General features: G+C 42.3%; 12 protein-coding genes and 6 pseudogenes. 12 read left to right on the top strand and 6 right to left on the bottom strand.

Annotated elements, in window-relative coordinates; translation table 11 throughout:
• Positions 1–234: hypothetical protein (locus DW965_RS19455; RefSeq protein WP_207666215.1), on the bottom strand; the 234-nt coding region annotated here is incomplete at its 3' end.
• Positions 235–253: 19 nt separating this feature from the next.
• Here DW965_RS19455 and DW965_RS17030 point away from each other — a divergent pair.
• Entirely contained in the window at positions 254–487 is a 234-nt protein-coding gene (locus DW965_RS17030) for an excisionase (RefSeq protein ID WP_016218019.1), read from the top strand.
• Between the two features lie 111 nt (positions 488–598).
• On the top strand, positions 599–1,804 hold the full coding sequence (locus DW965_RS17025) for a site-specific integrase (protein ID WP_117805380.1): 1,206 nt from the start codon (positions 599–601) through the stop codon (positions 1,802–1,804).
• A gap of 334 nt (positions 1,805–2,138) precedes the next feature.
• Here DW965_RS17025 and DW965_RS22705 read toward each other — a convergent pair.
• The 5 genes and pseudogenes from DW965_RS22705 to DW965_RS17005 all read right to left on the bottom strand — a co-directional run.
• A pseudogene (locus DW965_RS22705) lies at positions 2,139–2,470 on the bottom strand (hypothetical protein); the annotation flags it as partial.
• Complete coding sequence (locus tag DW965_RS21825) at positions 2,471–2,599, bottom strand: hypothetical protein (RefSeq protein ID WP_330411496.1); 129 nt, start codon at positions 2,597–2,599, stop codon at positions 2,471–2,473.
• Positions 2,600–2,768: 169 nt separating this feature from the next.
• Positions 2,769–3,316 (bottom strand): annotated as a pseudogene (locus DW965_RS17015) (biotin transporter BioY).
• Between the two features lie 155 nt (positions 3,317–3,471).
• A complete protein-coding gene (locus tag DW965_RS17010; RefSeq protein WP_119198628.1) occupies positions 3,472–3,795 on the bottom strand; it encodes a helix-turn-helix domain-containing protein in 324 nt (107 codons plus the stop codon).
• Positions 3,796–3,860: 65 nt separating this feature from the next.
• On the bottom strand, positions 3,861–4,331 hold the full coding sequence (locus tag DW965_RS17005) for a cupin domain-containing protein (protein ID WP_119198627.1): 471 nt from the start codon (positions 4,329–4,331) through the stop codon (positions 3,861–3,863).
• Positions 4,332–4,450: 119 nt separating this feature from the next.
• Here DW965_RS17005 and DW965_RS17000 point away from each other — a divergent pair.
• From DW965_RS17000 to DW965_RS16955, 10 genes and pseudogenes are all read left to right on the top strand, one after another.
• Positions 4,451–6,596, top strand: a pseudogene (locus tag DW965_RS17000) (glycoside hydrolase family 3 C-terminal domain-containing protein).
• Positions 6,597–6,629: 33 nt separating this feature from the next.
• Positions 6,630–8,540 carry a sialate O-acetylesterase gene (locus DW965_RS16995; protein ID WP_243002144.1) on the top strand — a complete coding sequence of 637 codons (1,911 nt, stop codon included), beginning with the start codon at positions 6,630–6,632 and terminating at the stop codon, positions 8,538–8,540.
• A 134-nt stretch (positions 8,541–8,674) separates the two neighbouring features.
• Positions 8,675–8,950, top strand: a complete 276-nt coding sequence (locus DW965_RS16990; RefSeq protein WP_117761845.1) for a hypothetical protein — start codon at positions 8,675–8,677, stop codon at positions 8,948–8,950.
• Between the two features lie 244 nt (positions 8,951–9,194).
• Positions 9,195–10,982 carry a sensor histidine kinase gene (locus DW965_RS16985; RefSeq protein ID WP_117761846.1) on the top strand — a complete coding sequence of 596 codons (1,788 nt, stop codon included), beginning with the start codon at positions 9,195–9,197 and terminating at the stop codon, positions 10,980–10,982.
• A 50-nt stretch (positions 10,983–11,032) separates the two neighbouring features.
• Complete coding sequence (locus DW965_RS16980; protein WP_117761847.1) at positions 11,033–12,634, top strand: response regulator transcription factor; 1,602 nt, start codon at positions 11,033–11,035, stop codon at positions 12,632–12,634.
• A gap of 200 nt (positions 12,635–12,834) precedes the next feature.
• Positions 12,835–14,500 (top strand): annotated as a pseudogene (locus tag DW965_RS16975) (sugar ABC transporter substrate-binding protein).
• Between the two features lie 86 nt (positions 14,501–14,586).
• A complete protein-coding gene (locus DW965_RS16970; RefSeq protein WP_117761849.1) occupies positions 14,587–15,543 on the top strand; it encodes an ABC transporter permease in 957 nt (318 codons plus the stop codon).
• Positions 15,544–15,561: 18 nt separating this feature from the next.
• Positions 15,562–16,461, top strand: a complete 900-nt coding sequence (locus DW965_RS16965) for a carbohydrate ABC transporter permease (RefSeq protein ID WP_117761850.1) — start codon at positions 15,562–15,564, stop codon at positions 16,459–16,461.
• Between the two features lie 7 nt (positions 16,462–16,468).
• A pseudogene (locus DW965_RS22305) lies at positions 16,469–17,616 on the top strand (glycosyl hydrolase family 8).
• Positions 17,617–17,630: 14 nt separating this feature from the next.
• Positions 17,631–18,551, top strand: a pseudogene (locus DW965_RS16955) (glycoside hydrolase family 43 protein); the annotation flags it as partial.

The following is an 18,551-nucleotide window of genomic DNA, read 5'->3' as shown; positions in this document are numbered from 1 at the left end:
GCTTCCATTCTGAAAAGGACAGCCCGTTGCACCCCCTGTTGCTATCCCGTTGCCGAGCCGGTTGCCGGGGGAAATCCCATACTGCGGGCTTTTCTCCCTTATAACAACCAAAACAACAGAAAAATAAAAGAAAAGTATAAATAGTAAGTAATGCCAGACTGAGATTGTTTGCAAGGTCTTTTGAAGCCCGTTGCCGGACTTCGTTGCCGACACCCTCTGTCTGGCTATTTTCATGTATGGAGGATAACTGCCTATGGCAAATAATAAGATGAATATAGAAGGAAAAAATTACTCGGATATTCCGGTGTGGCGTAGATATACGCTTACCATTGAGGAAGCAGCCAGATATTATCATATCGGCGAAGGAAAATTGAGAACGCTTATTGACACACATCCCAATGAAGATTTTTATGTGATGAACGGCAATCGTGCCCTCATTAAGCGTGAGAAATTTGAGAGGTATCTGGATCAGGCTACGGCTGTGTAAACAGAGCTGACAGATTTACCAATTTCACATGATATAACTATGCGGAGAGCCGGATTTGTGCTATGATAAGAGTGCAAGTCTGGCTCTCTTTTTTTGAAAGGAGAGTTCACGATGAGTGAGAAAAGACGAGATAACCGTAATCGGATTTTGCGAGAGGGCGAGTACCAGCGTAAGGATGGGAGGTATCGGTTCCGCTATATTGATGAGGACGGAAAAGAGAAAAATGTATACAGTTGGCGTTTGGACAAGAATGACCCAATGCCAAAGGGGAAGAAACGGGAGCTTTCCCTGCGTGAGAAAGAAAAACAGATTGAAGCAGATTTGTTTGACCGTATTGTAACAAATGGTGGCAACTATACTGTATTGGAGCTGGTAGAAAAGTATGTTTCATTGAAAACAGGAGTTCGTCACAATACGGTTGCCGGATATAAAACGGTCATCAATATGCTGAAAAAAGAGAGTTTTGGGAATCAGCGAATTGATAAGGTGCGTTTGTCAGACGCAAAAGCATGGCTGATTAAGCTCCAGCAGATAGATGGACGGGGATACAGTTCCATTCATTCGATCAGGGGAGTTCTCAGACCGGCATTTCAGATGGCAGTAGATGATGACCTGCTTCGTAAAAATCCATTTGAATTTGAGCTTGCCTCCGTCATTGTCAATGATTCTGTTACCAGAGAAGCGATCACCCGAAAGCAGCAGAGAGATTTGTTGAAGTTTATTGAAGATAAACATTTCAGCAGATACTATGATGCAATCTATATTCTTTTTCACACAGGGCTTCGTATCTCAGAGTTCTGTGGACTGACGGTTTCAGAAATCGAGTTTGGAGAAATGCGTATTAAGGTAGACCATCAGTTACAGCGTACTGCACAGATGCAGTATGTAATTGAAGAGCCAAAAACTGACAAAGGCATCCGCTATGTGCCGATGACGGAAGCTGTCGCAGCGTGTTTTCGCAGAATCATTGCCAACCGCAAGACACCAAAAGTTGAACCGATGGTGGAAGGATATGCAGGATTTTTGTTTCTGGATAAAAACGATATGCCGATGGTTGCCCTTCACTGGGAAAAGTATCTGGAGCATATCATTCAGAAATACAACAGGATTTACCGTATCCAGATGCCGAAAGTTACCCCTCATGCGTTGAGACATACGTTCTGCAGTCGATGCTTTGAAAAGGGAATTACCCCAAAGGTTGTTCAGCAGCTCATGGGACATGCTCATTATTCCACAACAATTGATATATACACACATATATCAGAAGAGATGATGGGAAATGAATTGGAGAAATTCAAAGTAGCAATGAATGCCTGATGGACGGCTGCTTACGAAGAGAAGTTTTCGTAAGACTTCGTAAAATAAATCCTACGAAAATGATAAAAACCTTTACGAAAATAATGACAAGGCGGGTATCGGGGGTAGAAAAATAGTAAAAAAGTTGTACGAAAAAAAGCTTCGTAAAATAAAAATGAAATGAAGCAAAGCTGCTAGTGGAAAACACGAAAATAGTCAGTAAGTAAGCCACTTTTGAGGGTTGAGTCCAAGAGGCTCAGGTTCAAGAAGTTGCAAAACAGATGGGCATGTAAGCGAAGCTTGCACTTCAAATTAAATAAGATTTTTTAAAGGCTCTGAAAGCCTTATAAACACTTTATTCTCTGGTGATTATAAGTTTTTCGGAGCTTTTTTCTATGGAAAAAGGGAAATATAGGCAGTCTGTACCACCTGCATCCTGCAATTTTTTTCGTAGATTACTGATGTGCTTCTTAAGCGAACGTTCTGTGCAGTCTTGTGTATCCAGGCTTAAGTGACCGATCGACAATGACTGTCTCTCTGTCTGTATTTCATTTCCGAAGCTGAACAGTAATCCGTGCAAGAAGTTCTTTTATTTCAAACGGTTTGGTCATATAGTCAGCAGCATCACCGAGCAAAAGATTCAACATCAATCTTGGCACTGAGGACAATTACAGGAACATTCTGAATCTAGGGCAGAACTTCTGCCAGCATATCTCCAATCGAAATATCATCATCAATAATTTCTATGGTTTTCATTTTTTCCTCATTTTCTCCAATTATGGATTGCGGTGTGATCATTGGAACACAGCTTGCCATCTGTCTCTTGTTGCGGGAAAAATTATTATCAGACATATAAACGCAGGATCAAGTTTCAGAGGTGGTGTTTAAAAACTCCCCGATGAGTATCGGGGAGAAATATTATTCGTATAGAGTTACCAGAAATTCAGAAGGAAAAAAAACCGATACACAGATGAATCGTCTTTACTTAGAATAAGTTTGCATGAATCAACCGGTTACGAATCTGTGGTCCCAATATCATAGCAAGAACCATTTTGATTAAATCTCCCGGAATAAACGGGATGACACCTGCCATCAATGCGGCCAACAGATCCATGTGTGCTTCATATGCCAGACATGCAGTACCAAAGGCATAGCATACAACATGATAAAGCAAAGCAATCTGTTATTAATCTTGCGGTTAATTACCATTCCTGCTATGATAGCCATTGGAATAAATCCAATAAGATAACCGCCTGTCGGTCCAAACAGTTTTCCAGGACCACTGGTAAATCCGGAAAATACAGGAACTCCCACCAGTCCGATCAGTAGATACACCAGATAGCTGATGGTCCCTCTTTTTACCCCCAACATATACAGTACAAAATAAATAGCCAAGTTCGTCAGTGAAATCGGTACCGGCCCGATTGGCAGTGAAAAAGGTGCCAGCACACAGATTACTGCGGTCATTACTCCAATCGCAGCAATCTGCTGAATGGAAAATTTTTCTTTTGTATTAACTGTAAGATTACTCATTTTTTTAAGCCATCTTCCTGTGATAATTTCTTTCACAAGGTTTCTCATAATCCCTACTCCGAAGCTGTAATAAACCATCTAATGTAATTCGATTTTATCATTGACTTGGAGAAATAGCAAGTTGATTGAGGAGTGACCAGGGTCACCCTGCCCCGCTATACATGCATCAGTTTTTTCCGAAACTGCGAAGGCGAACAGTGGTTATACATCTGAAAACTCCGATTAAAATTACTGACAGAAGAGAATCCCGAGGCCAGTGCAATATCAGTGATTGAGATTTTGGAATCGGTCAGCAGTTCTTCTGCGTGGCGGATACGCTGGCGTGTGAGGTATTCTTGGAAGGTTATTCCTGTAAATTCTTTAAAAAGTCTGGAAAAATGATATTTACTGAATCCTGCGATTTCTGCAGCCTGTTCAAGTGTCAGATTTTCCCGAAATGAGGTATCGATATACTGACAGACCGTTGTGAATTTTTCCATGTATTCTCTGCGGGAGGAAAAGGATACATCGGTAAATCGAGGAGTATGTTCGAAATTATGGCGTACTAGCAGAAGAACAATCTGAATAACAGCAGAGGATACCCAGGTATCGGCCAGATAATTACTTTTTCAGCCTCCCGGATGATTTCCTTGAATTTTGCAGACACTTCCTGAAAGAGTTCCGGACAGGAAGCCGGCGTAAGGCAAACAGCTTCCGGTAACAGCAGCAGTGCGCTTCCCATACCGGGTATAGAATAAAAAAGCGACAATGGTGCCTGAAAAATCAGGCGCTTACCGGTGGCAGGCGCCTGCAGTGAATGAATTTCCCCACTGTTGATAAATAACAGATCAAGGGGATTTAGTGTGTAGCACTCATTTCCTATTACGGCCTGATAGCCGTTTTCTAAAGGCATGATAATTTCAATACTTGTATGCCAGTGTGGCGGATAATCTTCAGTCTCCTGATTTTTCATCAATCGAAACTGTGAAGAACCATATGCAATCGTTTCTTTCATTCCTTTGAGATCTTCAATCATAGTAAAAGATAATCCCTTTCAAAAATAGCAAAATATAGGAAAAGTATAGCAAGAATCAATAAGGAAAACAATAGATTCTTTTTTATAATATAGAAAATGAACAAAAAAGGAGATTACTTATGGCTAAAACATTTAGAGAACGGGCGGAAGAACTTGTAGCACAGATGACGCTGGAGGAGAAGGTTTCCCAGACACTTCACGGAGCGGCAGAAATCGAGAGACTGGGAATTCCCAAATATAACTGGTGGAATGAGGCACTTCACGGAATTGCTAGAACGGGAACAGCGACATTATTTCCACAGGCAATTGGTCTGGCTGCATCTTTTGATGAAGAACTGGTTGCGGAGATGGCTGATATCATTGCCACTGAAGGACGTGCAAAATATAATATGCATGTGAAATATGGTGACAGAGACATCTATAAAGGCTTAACATATTGGGCACCTAATGTAAATATTTTCCGTGATCCGCGCTGGGGAAGAGGTCATGAAACGTATGGTGAGGATCCCTATCTTACATCACGCCTGGGCGTGCGGTTTATTCAGGCACTTCAGGGAGATGATCCTGTATATATGAAGGCAGCAGCCTGTGCAAAGCATTTTGCTGTACATTCCGGACCGGAAGGAGAGAGACATTATTTTAATGCTGTTGCATCCAAACAGGATATGTATGAGACTTATCTGCCGGCATTTAAAGCCTGTGTGCAGGAAGGAAAAGTAGAAGCTGTGATGGGTGCATATAACAGGACAAATGGAGAACCATGCTGCGGCAGTAAGACACTTCTGCAAGATATTTTGAGAGAAGAATGGGGATTTGAGGGGCACGTTGTCAGTGACTGCTGGGCAGTGCGTGATTTCCATGAAAATCATCATGTAACAAATGCACCGGTGGAATCCGTAACGATGGCTATGAATCACGGTTGTGACTTGAATTGTGGTTGTACATACCCTCATCTGGTTCAGGCAGTACGTGAAGGAAGAGTTGATGAAAAACGAATCAATGAGGCGGTCATCAATCTTTTCACCACACGTATGAAGCTTGGTATGTTTGAAGAACCGGGAACAGTTCCATTCGATAGTATTCCTTATACAGAAAACGACACACCGGAACATAACCGTATAAACGAAAAGATTTCTGAAAAAACTCTGGTTCTTCTGAAAAATGAAGGAGGACTTCTTCCTCTGAATAAGAATAATATGAAAACCATCGGAGTCATCGGGCCAAATGCCAATAGCAGAGCAGCACTTGTGGGTAACTATGAGGGAACTGCTTCCCGTTATGTAACCGTTCTTGAAGGAATTCAGGATTATGTAGGCGATGATGTTCGTGTCATGTACTCGGAAGGATGTGCTTTATTTAAAGACCGTGTCTGTGTTCTCTCAGAACCAAACGATCGTCTGGCTGAAGTGAAAGGCGTATGCGAGGCCAGTGATGTGGTTATTGTCTGCCTTGGATTGGATGCTACACTGGAAGGTGAAGAGGGCGATACAGGAAATGAATTTGCCAGCGGTGACAAACCGGATCTGAACTACCCGGGGCTGCAGAATGAAATCCTCAAAGCGGCATATGAAAGTGGAAACCGGTGGTTCTCGTTTCATTGACCGGAAGTGCTATGGATCTTAGCTGGGCTGACGAGCATATTCCGGCTATCGTACAGGCATGGTATCCTGGATCAAGAGGTGGAGAGGCTGTGGCACGTTTGTTGTTTGGAGAGTGTTCACCGGAAGGTAAACTGCCGGTAACCTTCTATCGTTCCGTGGAAGAACTGCCGGAGTTTACGGATTATTCCATGAAAGGAAGAACTTACCGTTATATGGAACAGGAAGCGTTATATCCCTTTGGCTATGGACTGTCATATACAGAGTTCAGTCTGTCAGAACCTGAGATTACAGTTTACGAAGGAGATAAGGTGTCCGAAACAGGAATCATCAGAAAGGGTACAGGAATGACTGTACGGACAGTGATTCGAAATATCGGTAAGATGGCCGGAGGAGAAACCGTACAGGTTTATGTAAAATCCTGCTGTGACGGAACTCCAAATCCCCAGTTAAAGGCTTTGAAAAAGGTATTTCTGAATCCGGGCGAGGAGCAGGAAGTCGTTCTGACTTTAAAACCGGAGCTTTCGAACTGTTTGATATCGATGGCGCTGCACAGATTCTATCCGGTGAATACTGTGTTTATACAGGCACTTCACAGCCGGATAAAAGAAGTAAGACCCTGACAGGAAAAGGTGGATTTGTCAATACATTCGCAGCTGAAGTGTAAAACTGCGGTCTGGAAAGGAGCATGGGAAAAGTGATGAGATTATCTTCGTTAATCAGTGACGAGATGATTCTCCAGCGAGATGTAGAAAACAGTATCTGGGGATATGGTGAAAAGGGAAGAACGGTAGAACTGTCTTTTGAAAATTTTCAGGTTAAAACCATCTGTGCTGATGACGGATACTTTGAATTGATGATACCGGAAATGCCTGCCGGCGGTCCGTGGGAGTTCAGGATGACAGATGGGGAAGAAGAACTTGTGATTCATGATGTACTGTTTGGTGATGTATTTCTTCTGGGATGGCAGTCTAATATGGAACTGCCCATTGAGCGGGTGATGGACCGGTATGCAGATGAAATTCTGCATACTTCAGAGGATGAAATCCGTATGTTCGAAGTCCCCAAGGAATATGTATTTGGAGAAAAACGTCAGGAATTGGAAAAGGGCTGCTGGATTAAAGCGAAGGGAGAAGAACTGCAGCTGTTTAGTGCTGTGGGATATTTTGCTGCAAAAGAAATTCATGATAGGGAAAGAATACCGGTTGGACTTCTGCAGACTGCTGTGGGAGGTACACCGGTGAAATCCTGGTGTAGCGAGGAGACTGTTACAGCTCTGGGTTATGATGCTGTGGAGATTCAAGAATGCCGGCAGAAGGAATATCCGGAAGCAACCATCAAAGCGGAGGAAGAAAGAGAGCTTTGGTGGAGAAAAGAGGCGTTGAAAGAATCGGGTATGGATTATGCGGCAGATAATAAGGGCAGTTTTTGTATTCCTGGTTTCTTTGAAAATACTGTGTTGGATCAGTTTTATGGAGGATTGCGCTTTACAAAAACTTTTGTGCTGGATGAAAAAGATAAACCGGAAAAAGGAAAAGCTATTCTTTATTTCGGTGCTATGATTGATGCAGATAAGATTTTAATTAATGGCACATTGATCGGAGAGACGGAATACCAGTACCCACCCAGAATTTATCGGATACCGGAGGGAATTCTTCATGCAGGAGAGAATATCATCGAAGTTAAATTGATGGTTTTCAGACAGGAAAGAGGATTTGTACCTGGAAAGGTGTATGAACTTTGTTATGGCAGCAATCTGGAGAAAAAGGTATCTCTTTCCGGTGACTGGAATTATGAAATCATCCACCGGATGGAATCGCTGCCGCAGATGACATTTTTCCAGTTTAAAGCATGTGGACTTTATCAGGGAATGCTCTATCCCATCAGAAGATGGAAAATCAAAGGATGTTTCTTCTATCAGGGTGAATCCAATACCGGGCGGCCGGAAACCTATGAGGAGGAATTTAGCACGATGATCGAGGAATGGAGAACCCTCTGGCAGATGCCGGATATGCCGTTCATTTTTGTGCAGCTGGCAGGATTTTCTGATGGAAAACTTCATACGGACGGCATACAGTGGGCAAGACTTCGTGAGGCTCAGAGAAAAACAGCCGGTTTGCCGTATGCCATGATGGTACAGGCTTATGACTTGGGAGAATACAACGATCTGCATCCTACCGATAAGAAAACAGTCGGCGTACGTGCGGCACTTGCGGCAGAAACATTAATTTATGGCAGAAACGTATCATACCGAAATCCGGAGCTTGCTGCAGCCATTAGAAATACTGGAAGTATAAAGTTTGTTTTCGAACCGTCAGGCATTGTATTGCATACAGAGAAAAGAACTCTGGATCTGAAAGAAGTACCAGGAGTTTCTCTGCGACAGGATAAGAATGAACCGGTCAGAGGTTTTGATATTATTTGTAAAGATGGAAGCCGTAAAGCAGCCGAGGGAAAACTGACAGGAGAAAATACTGTCGAAGTATCCATAACGGAAGATACCGTTGGAGTATCCTATGCATGGAATGACTGTCCGTGGGAAGCAAATTTATACAGCGATGAGGAATTGCCGGTAGTTCCTTTCCAGATTATATTTCAGGAGATATCATAAGAAATGAAAATATTTGATGGTGGGTACTGTGTACCGTTTCTAGTAGAGTAAGATGCTTATGAGGATGTAAAAATGAAGATGGCTGCCGATATCCGGTGAGAATGTATGTGGAACCTTTTGGAAAACCTCGCCTGATGGTTTCACGTACAGATGATGACAGAATCCTTGTGAAAAATTATGGGGTCTGTGAATCACTGGAAATCCGAGATTTTCTCTATGCGGGAAACCGTGAGGTTATCATTGAAGTGGCGAATGACGGTGAGGGTTCTTTTCTCTGTGAAATAGAAGCAGAACCCTGCAAATGGCTGAAACTGGAAATGAGCAGCAGAGAGGTAAAAGATCAGGAAATTCTCAAGCTGATTTGCTGCCTGGGCAGTTCCGGAGAACTATCTGGCGGGAAATCCGGATGATGATTTCTGGGCTGTGGGTATTATAGAACAGGTTCATAAAACCTGCGTACCGATTTCACTGCACAAAGGATTCAATGAAGTGCAAATAGAATTTTTAAGCAAAATTTTTGCAGTAGAGAAAATAGTTTTCTATAGGGAAGGCACCGTCCCCCGGATCTCATGTATGGGTCCGACAGAAAGCTGGAAGAGATAGTTCTGGATGTTTGGAACATAATATGGTATGATGGCTACAGGAGGGCAGCGTATGAAGAGACTGATTGATAGATTAGAAAATACCATGAATGACTTTAACCTGAAGAAAAAGCTTCATATTCTGTATATCTATTGTATGCTGATACCACTTATCATTACAGACAGTGTTATTCTATTTATTGTGGTTCAATCCGAGAGAGTGGAGCAGCGGCATGTGATGGAAAATGATGCAAGTGCTGTTATATATAATCTTTCCCGGGAAGTGGAAAATGCCGCAATGAAAGCAAAAAATATTTATATGAACGGGTATATCGAGGAGTTTTTGAATCGACAGTATGAGACTCCTCTGGATTATGTGACGGGACATCAAGCATTTATGAAGAATTCACTGTTTGAGACCAGTATGGGTACGGATAATACAGTGGTTACGATTTATGCGGACAATGATACTATTATCAATGGCGGACATTTCATCCGTCTGTCTGATGTGCGTGAGACAGAATGGTATAGATATTTGCAGGAAGCGGGAAATAATTCAGTATTGTATTTTTATTATGACCAGTGGAAAAGTTCTGCAGTGCAGCCGCGGCGCAGCGTGTTATTTATCAGAAAACTAAATTTTTCCGGACAGGACAGCTGTGAAAAAATAGTGACGATTGAAATGGATTACAGTAGTCTTGTACGCAATCTGGATAATATGAATTATGAGTCTGAGATCTATATATGTAAAGATAATCAGATTTTGCTTTCTAATAACGGATATAATCAGCCAGGGTGGCCTTTTAGCGAATGGAAGGAAAACATACAGCCGGATTATCAGAAAGAATACAGTGCTTATGGAGAACATCTACAGATTGCAGTCTGTAAAAGAAGTCGTGGGATACGGGCACAGATATGGAATCATATGCCGTTGATTGTTTTTCTGGTGTTGATTAATACGGTGATGCCGTGGATTCTGATGCGGCTTATTAATCGTTCTTTTACTGCCAGGGTGGAAGAATTGAGCAAAGCATTTGATCACGTAGATGCGGATCATCTTCAGGAAATCTCATATGTGCGGGGGAAAGATGAAATAGGCAGTCTGATGCTCAATTATAATCACATGGCATCCCGCCTGAATGATCTGATTCAGACGGTGTATAAGGATCGTCTGAGAGAACAGGAGATGGATATTGCCAGACAGAATGCAGAACTTCTGGCACTGCAGAGTCAGGTGAATCCTCACTTCCTGTTTAATGCCCTGGAGAGCATTCGGATGCACAGTATCTTAAAGAAAGAGTATGAAACTGCGGATATGGTGGGAAAACTGGCCGTGATGGAACGTCAGAATGTGGATTGGAGTACAAATTTTGTCAGAATGAAAAAGGAACTGGAATTCGTGGAGGCATATCTGGGACTTCAAAAGTATCGTTTTGGAGACAGGCTTTCCTATGAGCTGGACATAGAACCGGAATGTGAGGATATTCAGATTCCAAGACTGACTGTCGTAACTTTTGTGGAAAATGCATGTGTGCACGGGATTGAGAGTAAAACAGCTTCCTGCTGGATTTTTGTCCGGGTTTATCGTAAACATGAGGATATCTGGATCGAAGTGGAGGATACCGGAAGCGGTATGGATGAGGACAAAGTGGCTGAAATAAAGGAAAAGATGTGTAATGCAAGCATCGAGAAACTAAGAGAAAAGGGGCGTGTAGGTATTATCAATGCCTGCCTCAGACTGAAAATGATAACGGATAACAAAGTGTGTTTTCATATAGAGAGTGAAGTAGGAATCGGTACTACTATTCAGATCAGGATGCCGATAGACGCTCTGGATGATAGAATACAGATGCACAGATAAGACTTCAACAGGGGTCTTGGGAATGGAAAAGAAACAAAGGAGATAAGAACATGCTGCGGGTTTTGCTGGTTGATGATGAACCTTTTATTGTACAGGGGCTTATGGTGTTTGTTGACTGGGAACAGGAAGGGTATGAGATTGTATATACTGCTGCCGATGGAGCAGAAGCACTTACATATCTGAAAGAGCATAAGGTGGATCTGGTCATTTCAGACATTAAGATGCCGGTAATGAGTGGACTAGAACTTTTGGAGACAATACGCAGAGAAAATATTTCAGATGCTTATTTTATAATTTTAAGTGGTTACAGTGATTTTTCCTATGCACAGCAGGCAATTCGTTATGAATGTATGGAATATATTCTGAAACCGGTGGAAAAAGAGGAGCTTTTGGGTGTACTGCGCAGAGTAGCCAAAGTGTCAGAAGCTGCCAGGGAAAATGAAAAGAAAAAACAAAAGCTGGAACATGAATATTTGACCAGAAATATTATTGCTCTTCTCTGTGGAAAGTATGACACGGTGAATCTGGAATATATAAAAAGTCACATGAATCTTTCTGACAGTGTCAGATATGTTTATTTGGAACCCTATGATATAGGAGACATGTCCGAACAGGAGGATGGGGAATACTGTCTGATTCAGAGAAAACTGCATCAGGCCTGTCAGGATTTCCTGAAAGAAGACAGCAGTCACTGTTTCTTTGATGTGTCCTGGAATGAGAAGAATTACGATATAGGTTTTATTTACTGTGATTATATGGCGAAGAACCGGGCAATCAGTGAAGTTGAGTATCTGAGCGACTTTCAGGAGAGTCTTGAACTGGCAATTCAGCGTCCTGTAAAATTGCTGGCGGGTAAAAAAGTATCAGACATTTCTGGACTCGCAAAATCCTATAGTACCGCCTGTGTATTGAACTCTCTGGAAGCATTCCGTGCAAAAAAGAAAATGTATTTTTATGAAGAAGAGGTACAGATTCATAATGGGGGTATTATCCTGTGCAAACAGAGCCTGGATGCGTTGATATCAGCCATTGAGCAAAACGATAAGATACAGATCCGTAAATGTGTGGAAAATCTGTATGAAGAAATGCGGCAGATGGGACTTGCCGCAGATACAGTCAATCTTAACATTAATTATTTCCTGTTTCAGCTGATTTATCTGGCAACTGAGCAGGATGATTGTGTCGATCAGAAAGAAATTCTACATTTCATTGGTGAAAGCACATTTGAAGAGGGAGTCACCAGAGGCAGCAGTGTGCATATGGTGCGTTTTGCTCTGGAGTATGCAGAATATCTGGCTCAGCTTCGCAAAAATATTTCCAGGGGAGGCGTAATTAGAGATGTTGAGAAAGAAATACGCGAAAATTATGCAGAGAATCTTACTTTGAGAGAATTGAGTAAAAAGTACTATGTGAACAGTGCTTATCTGGGACAGATATTCCGGAAAAAGTTCGGACAGTCATTTAAAGAGTATCTGAATAACTATCGGATGGAGCAGGCAGTTCAGAGACTGTTGTATACCAGTGATAAAATCTATCAGATTGCTCTGGATGTGGGATATAAAGACTGCGATTATTTTATTAACCGTTTTATTGCGGCAAAGGGATGCACACCTGCAAAGTTCCGCAGACAGGGCGGAGTATTGAAAAACTGAGAAAATGGAAGAAATTTTCCAACTGAAAAAAGACAGGATAAATGATAGGGTTCTATAATTTGTCCTGTCTTTTTGTATGCTTTGTCCGGTTGAGGTTTTTTTTGTAGAAGGTACAATATAGTTACTTGATAAGTCGTATTTGTTCTGCAGACGAATAGGAAAATATTTATAGTATCAAAAGAAATAGGAGGATGGAGTCTATGAAAAGAAAAAGTTTAATATCCCTTATGCTGTTAGCGGCGGTGTCCATGGCGGCCTGTGGCAAAGCAGAAACAGACACAGGTGCAGAGTCATCTGATGGCGAAGTAAAAGAATTTACTGCATTCTTTGCAGTTCCCGGTACAGAAATCAATGATGATAATGAAATTCAGCAGAAAATTGCTGAGATTACAGGTGCTAAATGTAAAGAGACATGGCTTACAGGACAGACTGCTGAGGAAGCTGTAGGACTTGATCGCCGGTGGTGAGTATCCGGATTTGATTGATGGTGGAGATGGTATGGCTCAGCTCTATGATGCCGGTGCCTTGGTTGCTTTGGATGACTATATTGATCAGTATCCGAACATTAAAGAGTTCTTTACAGAGGAAGAATGGGATAAACTTCGCCAGGAGGATGGACATATTTACTGGATTCCACAGTTCAGTAATATTTACGGTGAGGAAAAAGCAACAACACACAATGATGAAGCATTCTGGATTCAGACTCGAGTTCTTGAATGGGCAGATTATCCGGATATTCAGACCATGGATGAGTATTTTGATCTGATTGAAAGATACTATGAGGCCAATCCTACAATGGAAGATGGTACAACCAATATTCCATACACAATCCTCTGTGATGACTGGCGTTATTTCTGTCTGGAAAATGCACCTCAGTTCCTGGATGGATATCCAAATGATGGAAGTGTTATGGTAGATACGGAAACCTTGCAGGTCATTGATTATAATACAACACCTACAGCTAAGAGATACTTCGGAAAATTGAATGAAGAATTCAAGAAAGGTATTGTAGACCCGGAATCCTTTACACAGACTTATGATGAATATATTGCAAAACTTTCCACCGGACGTGTGCTGGGAATGATCGACCAGTGGTGGGATTTTGCATATAGTGTAAACGATGCACTGAAACAGCAGGGGCTGGGTGAACAGGGATGCAACTACGTTCCGCTTCCGATTACAATTGAAAGAGGAATTAAAAATCAGTGGCATAACTCCGGTAGTGTTCTGAATGTTTCCGCCGGTCTTGCTATTACAACAAGCTGTGATGACGTGGAAGGTGCACTACAGTTTGTGAATGATCTTCTTTCTCAGGAAGTACTGGATCTGCGTTCTTGGGGCGTAAAAGATGTTGACTATAAAGTAGATGAAGATGGTAAATACTATAAAACTCAGGAAATGAGAACTCAGGCAGCTGATACTGCTTATAAAGCATCACATTTTTGCGGTTATTCTTATTTCCCAGGGTATACCGGAACAAGCCGTGATGGAATCAACGCAATGTCGCCACAGTTCCAGCCCGAAGAATTCTATGATGGACTGCCGGATGATGTGAAAGCATGTTTCGATGCCTATGGTGCTGAAACATATGTAGACATGCTTGGAACCAGTGAGGCTCCGGGACCATGGTATCCAATGTATTCTTTCTCAAGTACTATGACAACAAGCACACCTGGTGGTATTGCATGGACAAAGATGGGAGAAATCAAGCATGAATATCTTCCTAAAGTAGTAATGGCATCAGATTTTGAAGCTGCATGGGATGAGTACATGAGTGTATACGAAAAATGTAATCCTCAGGATTTCCTGGAAGAAATGCAGACAGAGCTTGATCGCAGAATGGAAGAAGCCAAGAAGTATCAGTAGAATATAAGTGAATAAATCGGGCAGATGTCGGTTGCGGTATCGTGTGACAGACCGGTTCATCTGCCCTCTCTTTTTAGGAGGAGACTATGGCTGCTATAGAAAAAAGAAAAAAAGAAAAAGTAACAGAAATGAAAGTGAAAATCACTTGGAAAGAAATAAAAAGACAGAAAGCTCTGCTGATCTGGTCAGCCTTTATTGTATTATATGGTGTGATTTTCTGCTATTTGCCATTGGGAGGATGGCTGATGGCTTTCCAGAATTACCGTCCCAAGGATGGACTTCTGCATTCTCAGTTTGTAGGATTGGCAAAGTTCCAGCAGTTGTTTTCTGATGCCACATTCCTGCGTGTTATCAGAAATACACTGGCTATGGGTGTAATCAACCTGGTAGCAACCTTCTTTATGGCAATTTTATTTGCTATTTTGTTGAACGATGTAAAGTCTCAGGGTGGAAAAAAAGTAGTGCAGACAATCTCTTACCTGCCGCACTTCTTGTCCTGGATTATCGTAACTGGTATTCTGCATGACGCACTGTCCGGAACGGGTATTGTGAATGAGCTTCTTTTGAAATTCGGTATTCTTGATCAGCCTTTGAATTTCTTCGCTCATCCAAAATTCTTCTGGCCAATCGTGGCATTTGCCAATGTATGGAAGGAAACAGGATGGAATGCCATTATTTATCTTTCTGCAATTACATCCATTGACCCTTCCCTTTATGAAGCGGCCAATATTGATGGGGCCGGAAGATGGCAGAGAATCCGCTATATTACATTACCGGGAATCCGTCCGACTATTATGATTCTTCTTCTGATGAATGTAGGTAACGTATTAAATGCAGGTTTTGAAATCCAGTACCTGTTAGGTAATGGTCTGGTACAGAGCGTGGCACAGACAATTGATATTTACGTATTGAAATGGGGTATCAGCCAGAATGACTTTGCAATTGGTACTGCGGCAGGTATCTTCAAGAGTTTTGTCAGCATCGTGCTTGTTGTCATCGCCAATGAGATTGCAAAACGGACCGGTGACGAGCGGCTGTTTTAGGAAAGGAGAAATCAGACTATGGAAAAACTTCACAAAAGGAAAAAAACATCGGTTGGGGATACCATCTTCGTGATATGTAATACCCTGTTCATGATTCTATTCGTGCTGATTACACTATATCCGATTCTGAATACAGTGGCAATTTCACTTAATGACGGTACGGATGCATTGAGGGGTGGGATTTATCTGTTGCCCCGAAAATTTACCTGGAAGAACTATCTTACCGTTTTACAGAAAGATAACCTGCTGACAGGTGCTTATGTTTCTGTGGCAAGAACAGTAGTTGGAACTTTGCTGGCCCTGATTGCCAATGCAATTCTGGCATTTATCGTCAGCAGAAAACATTTCCTGTTCAAAAAACAGTTGTCACTATTTTGGGTTATTACCATGTATGTAAACGGTGGCATGATTCCAACATTCCTGCTGTACAAAAACCTGGGAATGACAAACAGTTTCTGGGTTTATGTAATTCCTGGTATGTTCAGTGCCTTTAATATGCTGGTTATCCGTACCTATATGAACGGTCTTCCGGAGAGTCTGGAAGAGTCTGCACAGCTTGATGGTGCCGGATACACAACGATTTTCTGGAAAATCACTTCACCGCTGTGTAAACCGGTGTATGCGACCGTAGCTTTGTTTGTGGCAGTTGGTCAGTGGAACTCCTGGTTCGATGCCATGCTGTACAACCGTATGAGTGTACACCTGACAACCTTGCAGTATGAGTTGATGAAACTGCTTTCTTCCGTTACCAATCAGGGTAATTCTGCAGAAGCTATGAAAAATGCAGCAGGTGCAGTTACTCCAACCTCTGTACGTGCAGCAGCTACCGTATTGACCATGTTGCCGATTGTCTGCCTGTATCCGTTCCTTCAGAGATACTTTGTAGCCGGTCTGACCATCGGAGGAGTAAAGGAATAAGATAAAGATGGAAAAGGGAGCCGTTTACACAGGAATTTATCCAAATATATTCGAATTAGCCGGATATGAGAAAAAGGAAATAGAAAATAGAATAGATCAAATATTTCAGACTCTTTTTTATGGGAGTGATGAGGAAAGAATTTATCATCCCGTCGGTTGTGATCTTGGATACATAGAGGATACCGGTAATCTGGATGCACGTACGGAAGGCATGTCTTATGGCATGATGATGTGCGTGCAGATGAATAAAAAAGAAGAGTTTGACAGGATATGGAAATGGGCAAGAACCTATATGTATATGACTGAAGGTGAAAATGCCGGATATTTTGCATGGTCTTGTGGAACAGATGGCACAAGAAACGCTGATGGCCCGGCACCGGACGGAGAAGAGTTCTTTGCAATGGCATTATTTTTGCCTCTCATCGCTGGGGCGACGGGGAAGGGATTTTTGCTTATAGCGAAGAGGCAAAAAAGTTGCTGCATACCTGTATTCATAAAGGAGAAAACGGAGAAGCGGGACGTGCCATGTGGGATCCGGATAACCACCTGATACGTTTTATTACCGAAGTGGATTTTTCAGATCCTTCCTATCATTTGCCTCATTTTTATGAATTATTTGCACAGTGGTCTTACGAAGAAGACCGTTCTTTCTGGGAGGAAGCAGCGAAGGCAAGCAGGGAATACTTGAAGAAGGCATGTCACCCTGTGACCGGCCTGTGTGCAGAGTATGCAGAGTATGATGGAACCCCTTGCACAAAAGGGCAGAATATCTGGGGGAGACATGACTGGTATTACAGTGATGCCTATCGCACGATTGCTAATATTGCTCTGGATTATGCCTGGTTTGGTGCAGATGAGTGGGAAGTGGAAGAAGGAAAGCACTTTCTGAAATTTTTCTGTGAGACAGCAGGGGAGGAACATCAGGATGGAATTTTTGCCATTGATGGTACGGTAATCCCCGGAAAAGCTTTGCATCCGGTGGCCATGACAGCAGTGAATGCACAGGCAGGATTGCTGGTACAAAATGAGCATGCCCTTGCCTGTGTCCGCAAGTTTTGGAATACACCTCTGCGTACAGGAAACAGGAGATATTATGATAATTGCCTTTATTTCTTCGCTTTTCTTGCATTAAGTGGAAATTATAGAATCTATTAACAGGAGATATTATTATGCATTATGCTAACAATCCAATTTTACCGGGTTTTCGTCCTGATCCTTCCATCTGCAGAGTGGGAGATGATTATTATCTTGTAACATCAAGCTTTGCTTATTTTCCTGGTGTTCCTGTTTATCACAGCAAAGATCTGGCTAACTGGGAGCAGATCGGTCATGTGCTTACCCGAGAGTCACAGCTCCATCTGGAAAATGCCGGACATTCCAGGGGAATCTATGCACCGACCCTGAGGTATTTTCAGGGACGCTATTACATGATTACAACAAATGTTTCACATCGAGACAATTTTATTGTAACTGCTGAAAGCCCGGAGGGTCCCTGGTCTGATCCTTATTATCTGGATGAAGATGCTCCGGGGATTGATCCCAGTCTGTTCTTTGACGAAGATGAAGATGGAACAGTTCATTGCTATTATGTAGGAACAAGACCAAACCAGAAGCACGGAGTTCGTTATAATGGGGACTGGGAGATATGGGTTCAGGAACTTGATTTGAAGACCATGGAGCTTATTGGTGAAAGCAAAAAAATCTGGAAAGGTGCCATGCATCATGTGATCTGGCCGGAAGGACCTCACCTTTACAAAAAGGATGGTTATTATTATCTGATGAATGCTGAGGGAGGTACAGGACCAAATCACAGTATGACGATTTCCAGAAGCAGAAGTGTGTGGGGACCATATGAGGGCAATCCCAATAACCCTATTCTGACGCATCGTCATCTGGGAAATGATTATCCCATCACTGCTGTGGGTCATGGTGATCTGGTGGACGATGGCCATGGAAACTGGTATGTGGTTATGCTGGGTTCCAGAAAATGCGAAGGCTATGTAAATACAGGTCGCGATACATTTCTTGCGAAAGTGACATGGGAAGATGGATGGCCTGGTTGTGAATCCGGGAGTCGGTATGCTGGAGTC

Origin of the sequence: Blautia sp. AM47-4 (genome assembly GCF_003479865.1) — a bacterium.
Taxonomy (GTDB): Bacteria; Bacillota; Clostridia; order Lachnospirales; family Lachnospiraceae; genus Fusicatenibacter; species Fusicatenibacter saccharivorans.
The sequence above is the reverse complement of the archived record's forward strand: the minus strand, read 5'-3'. Positions and strand labels throughout refer to the sequence as shown.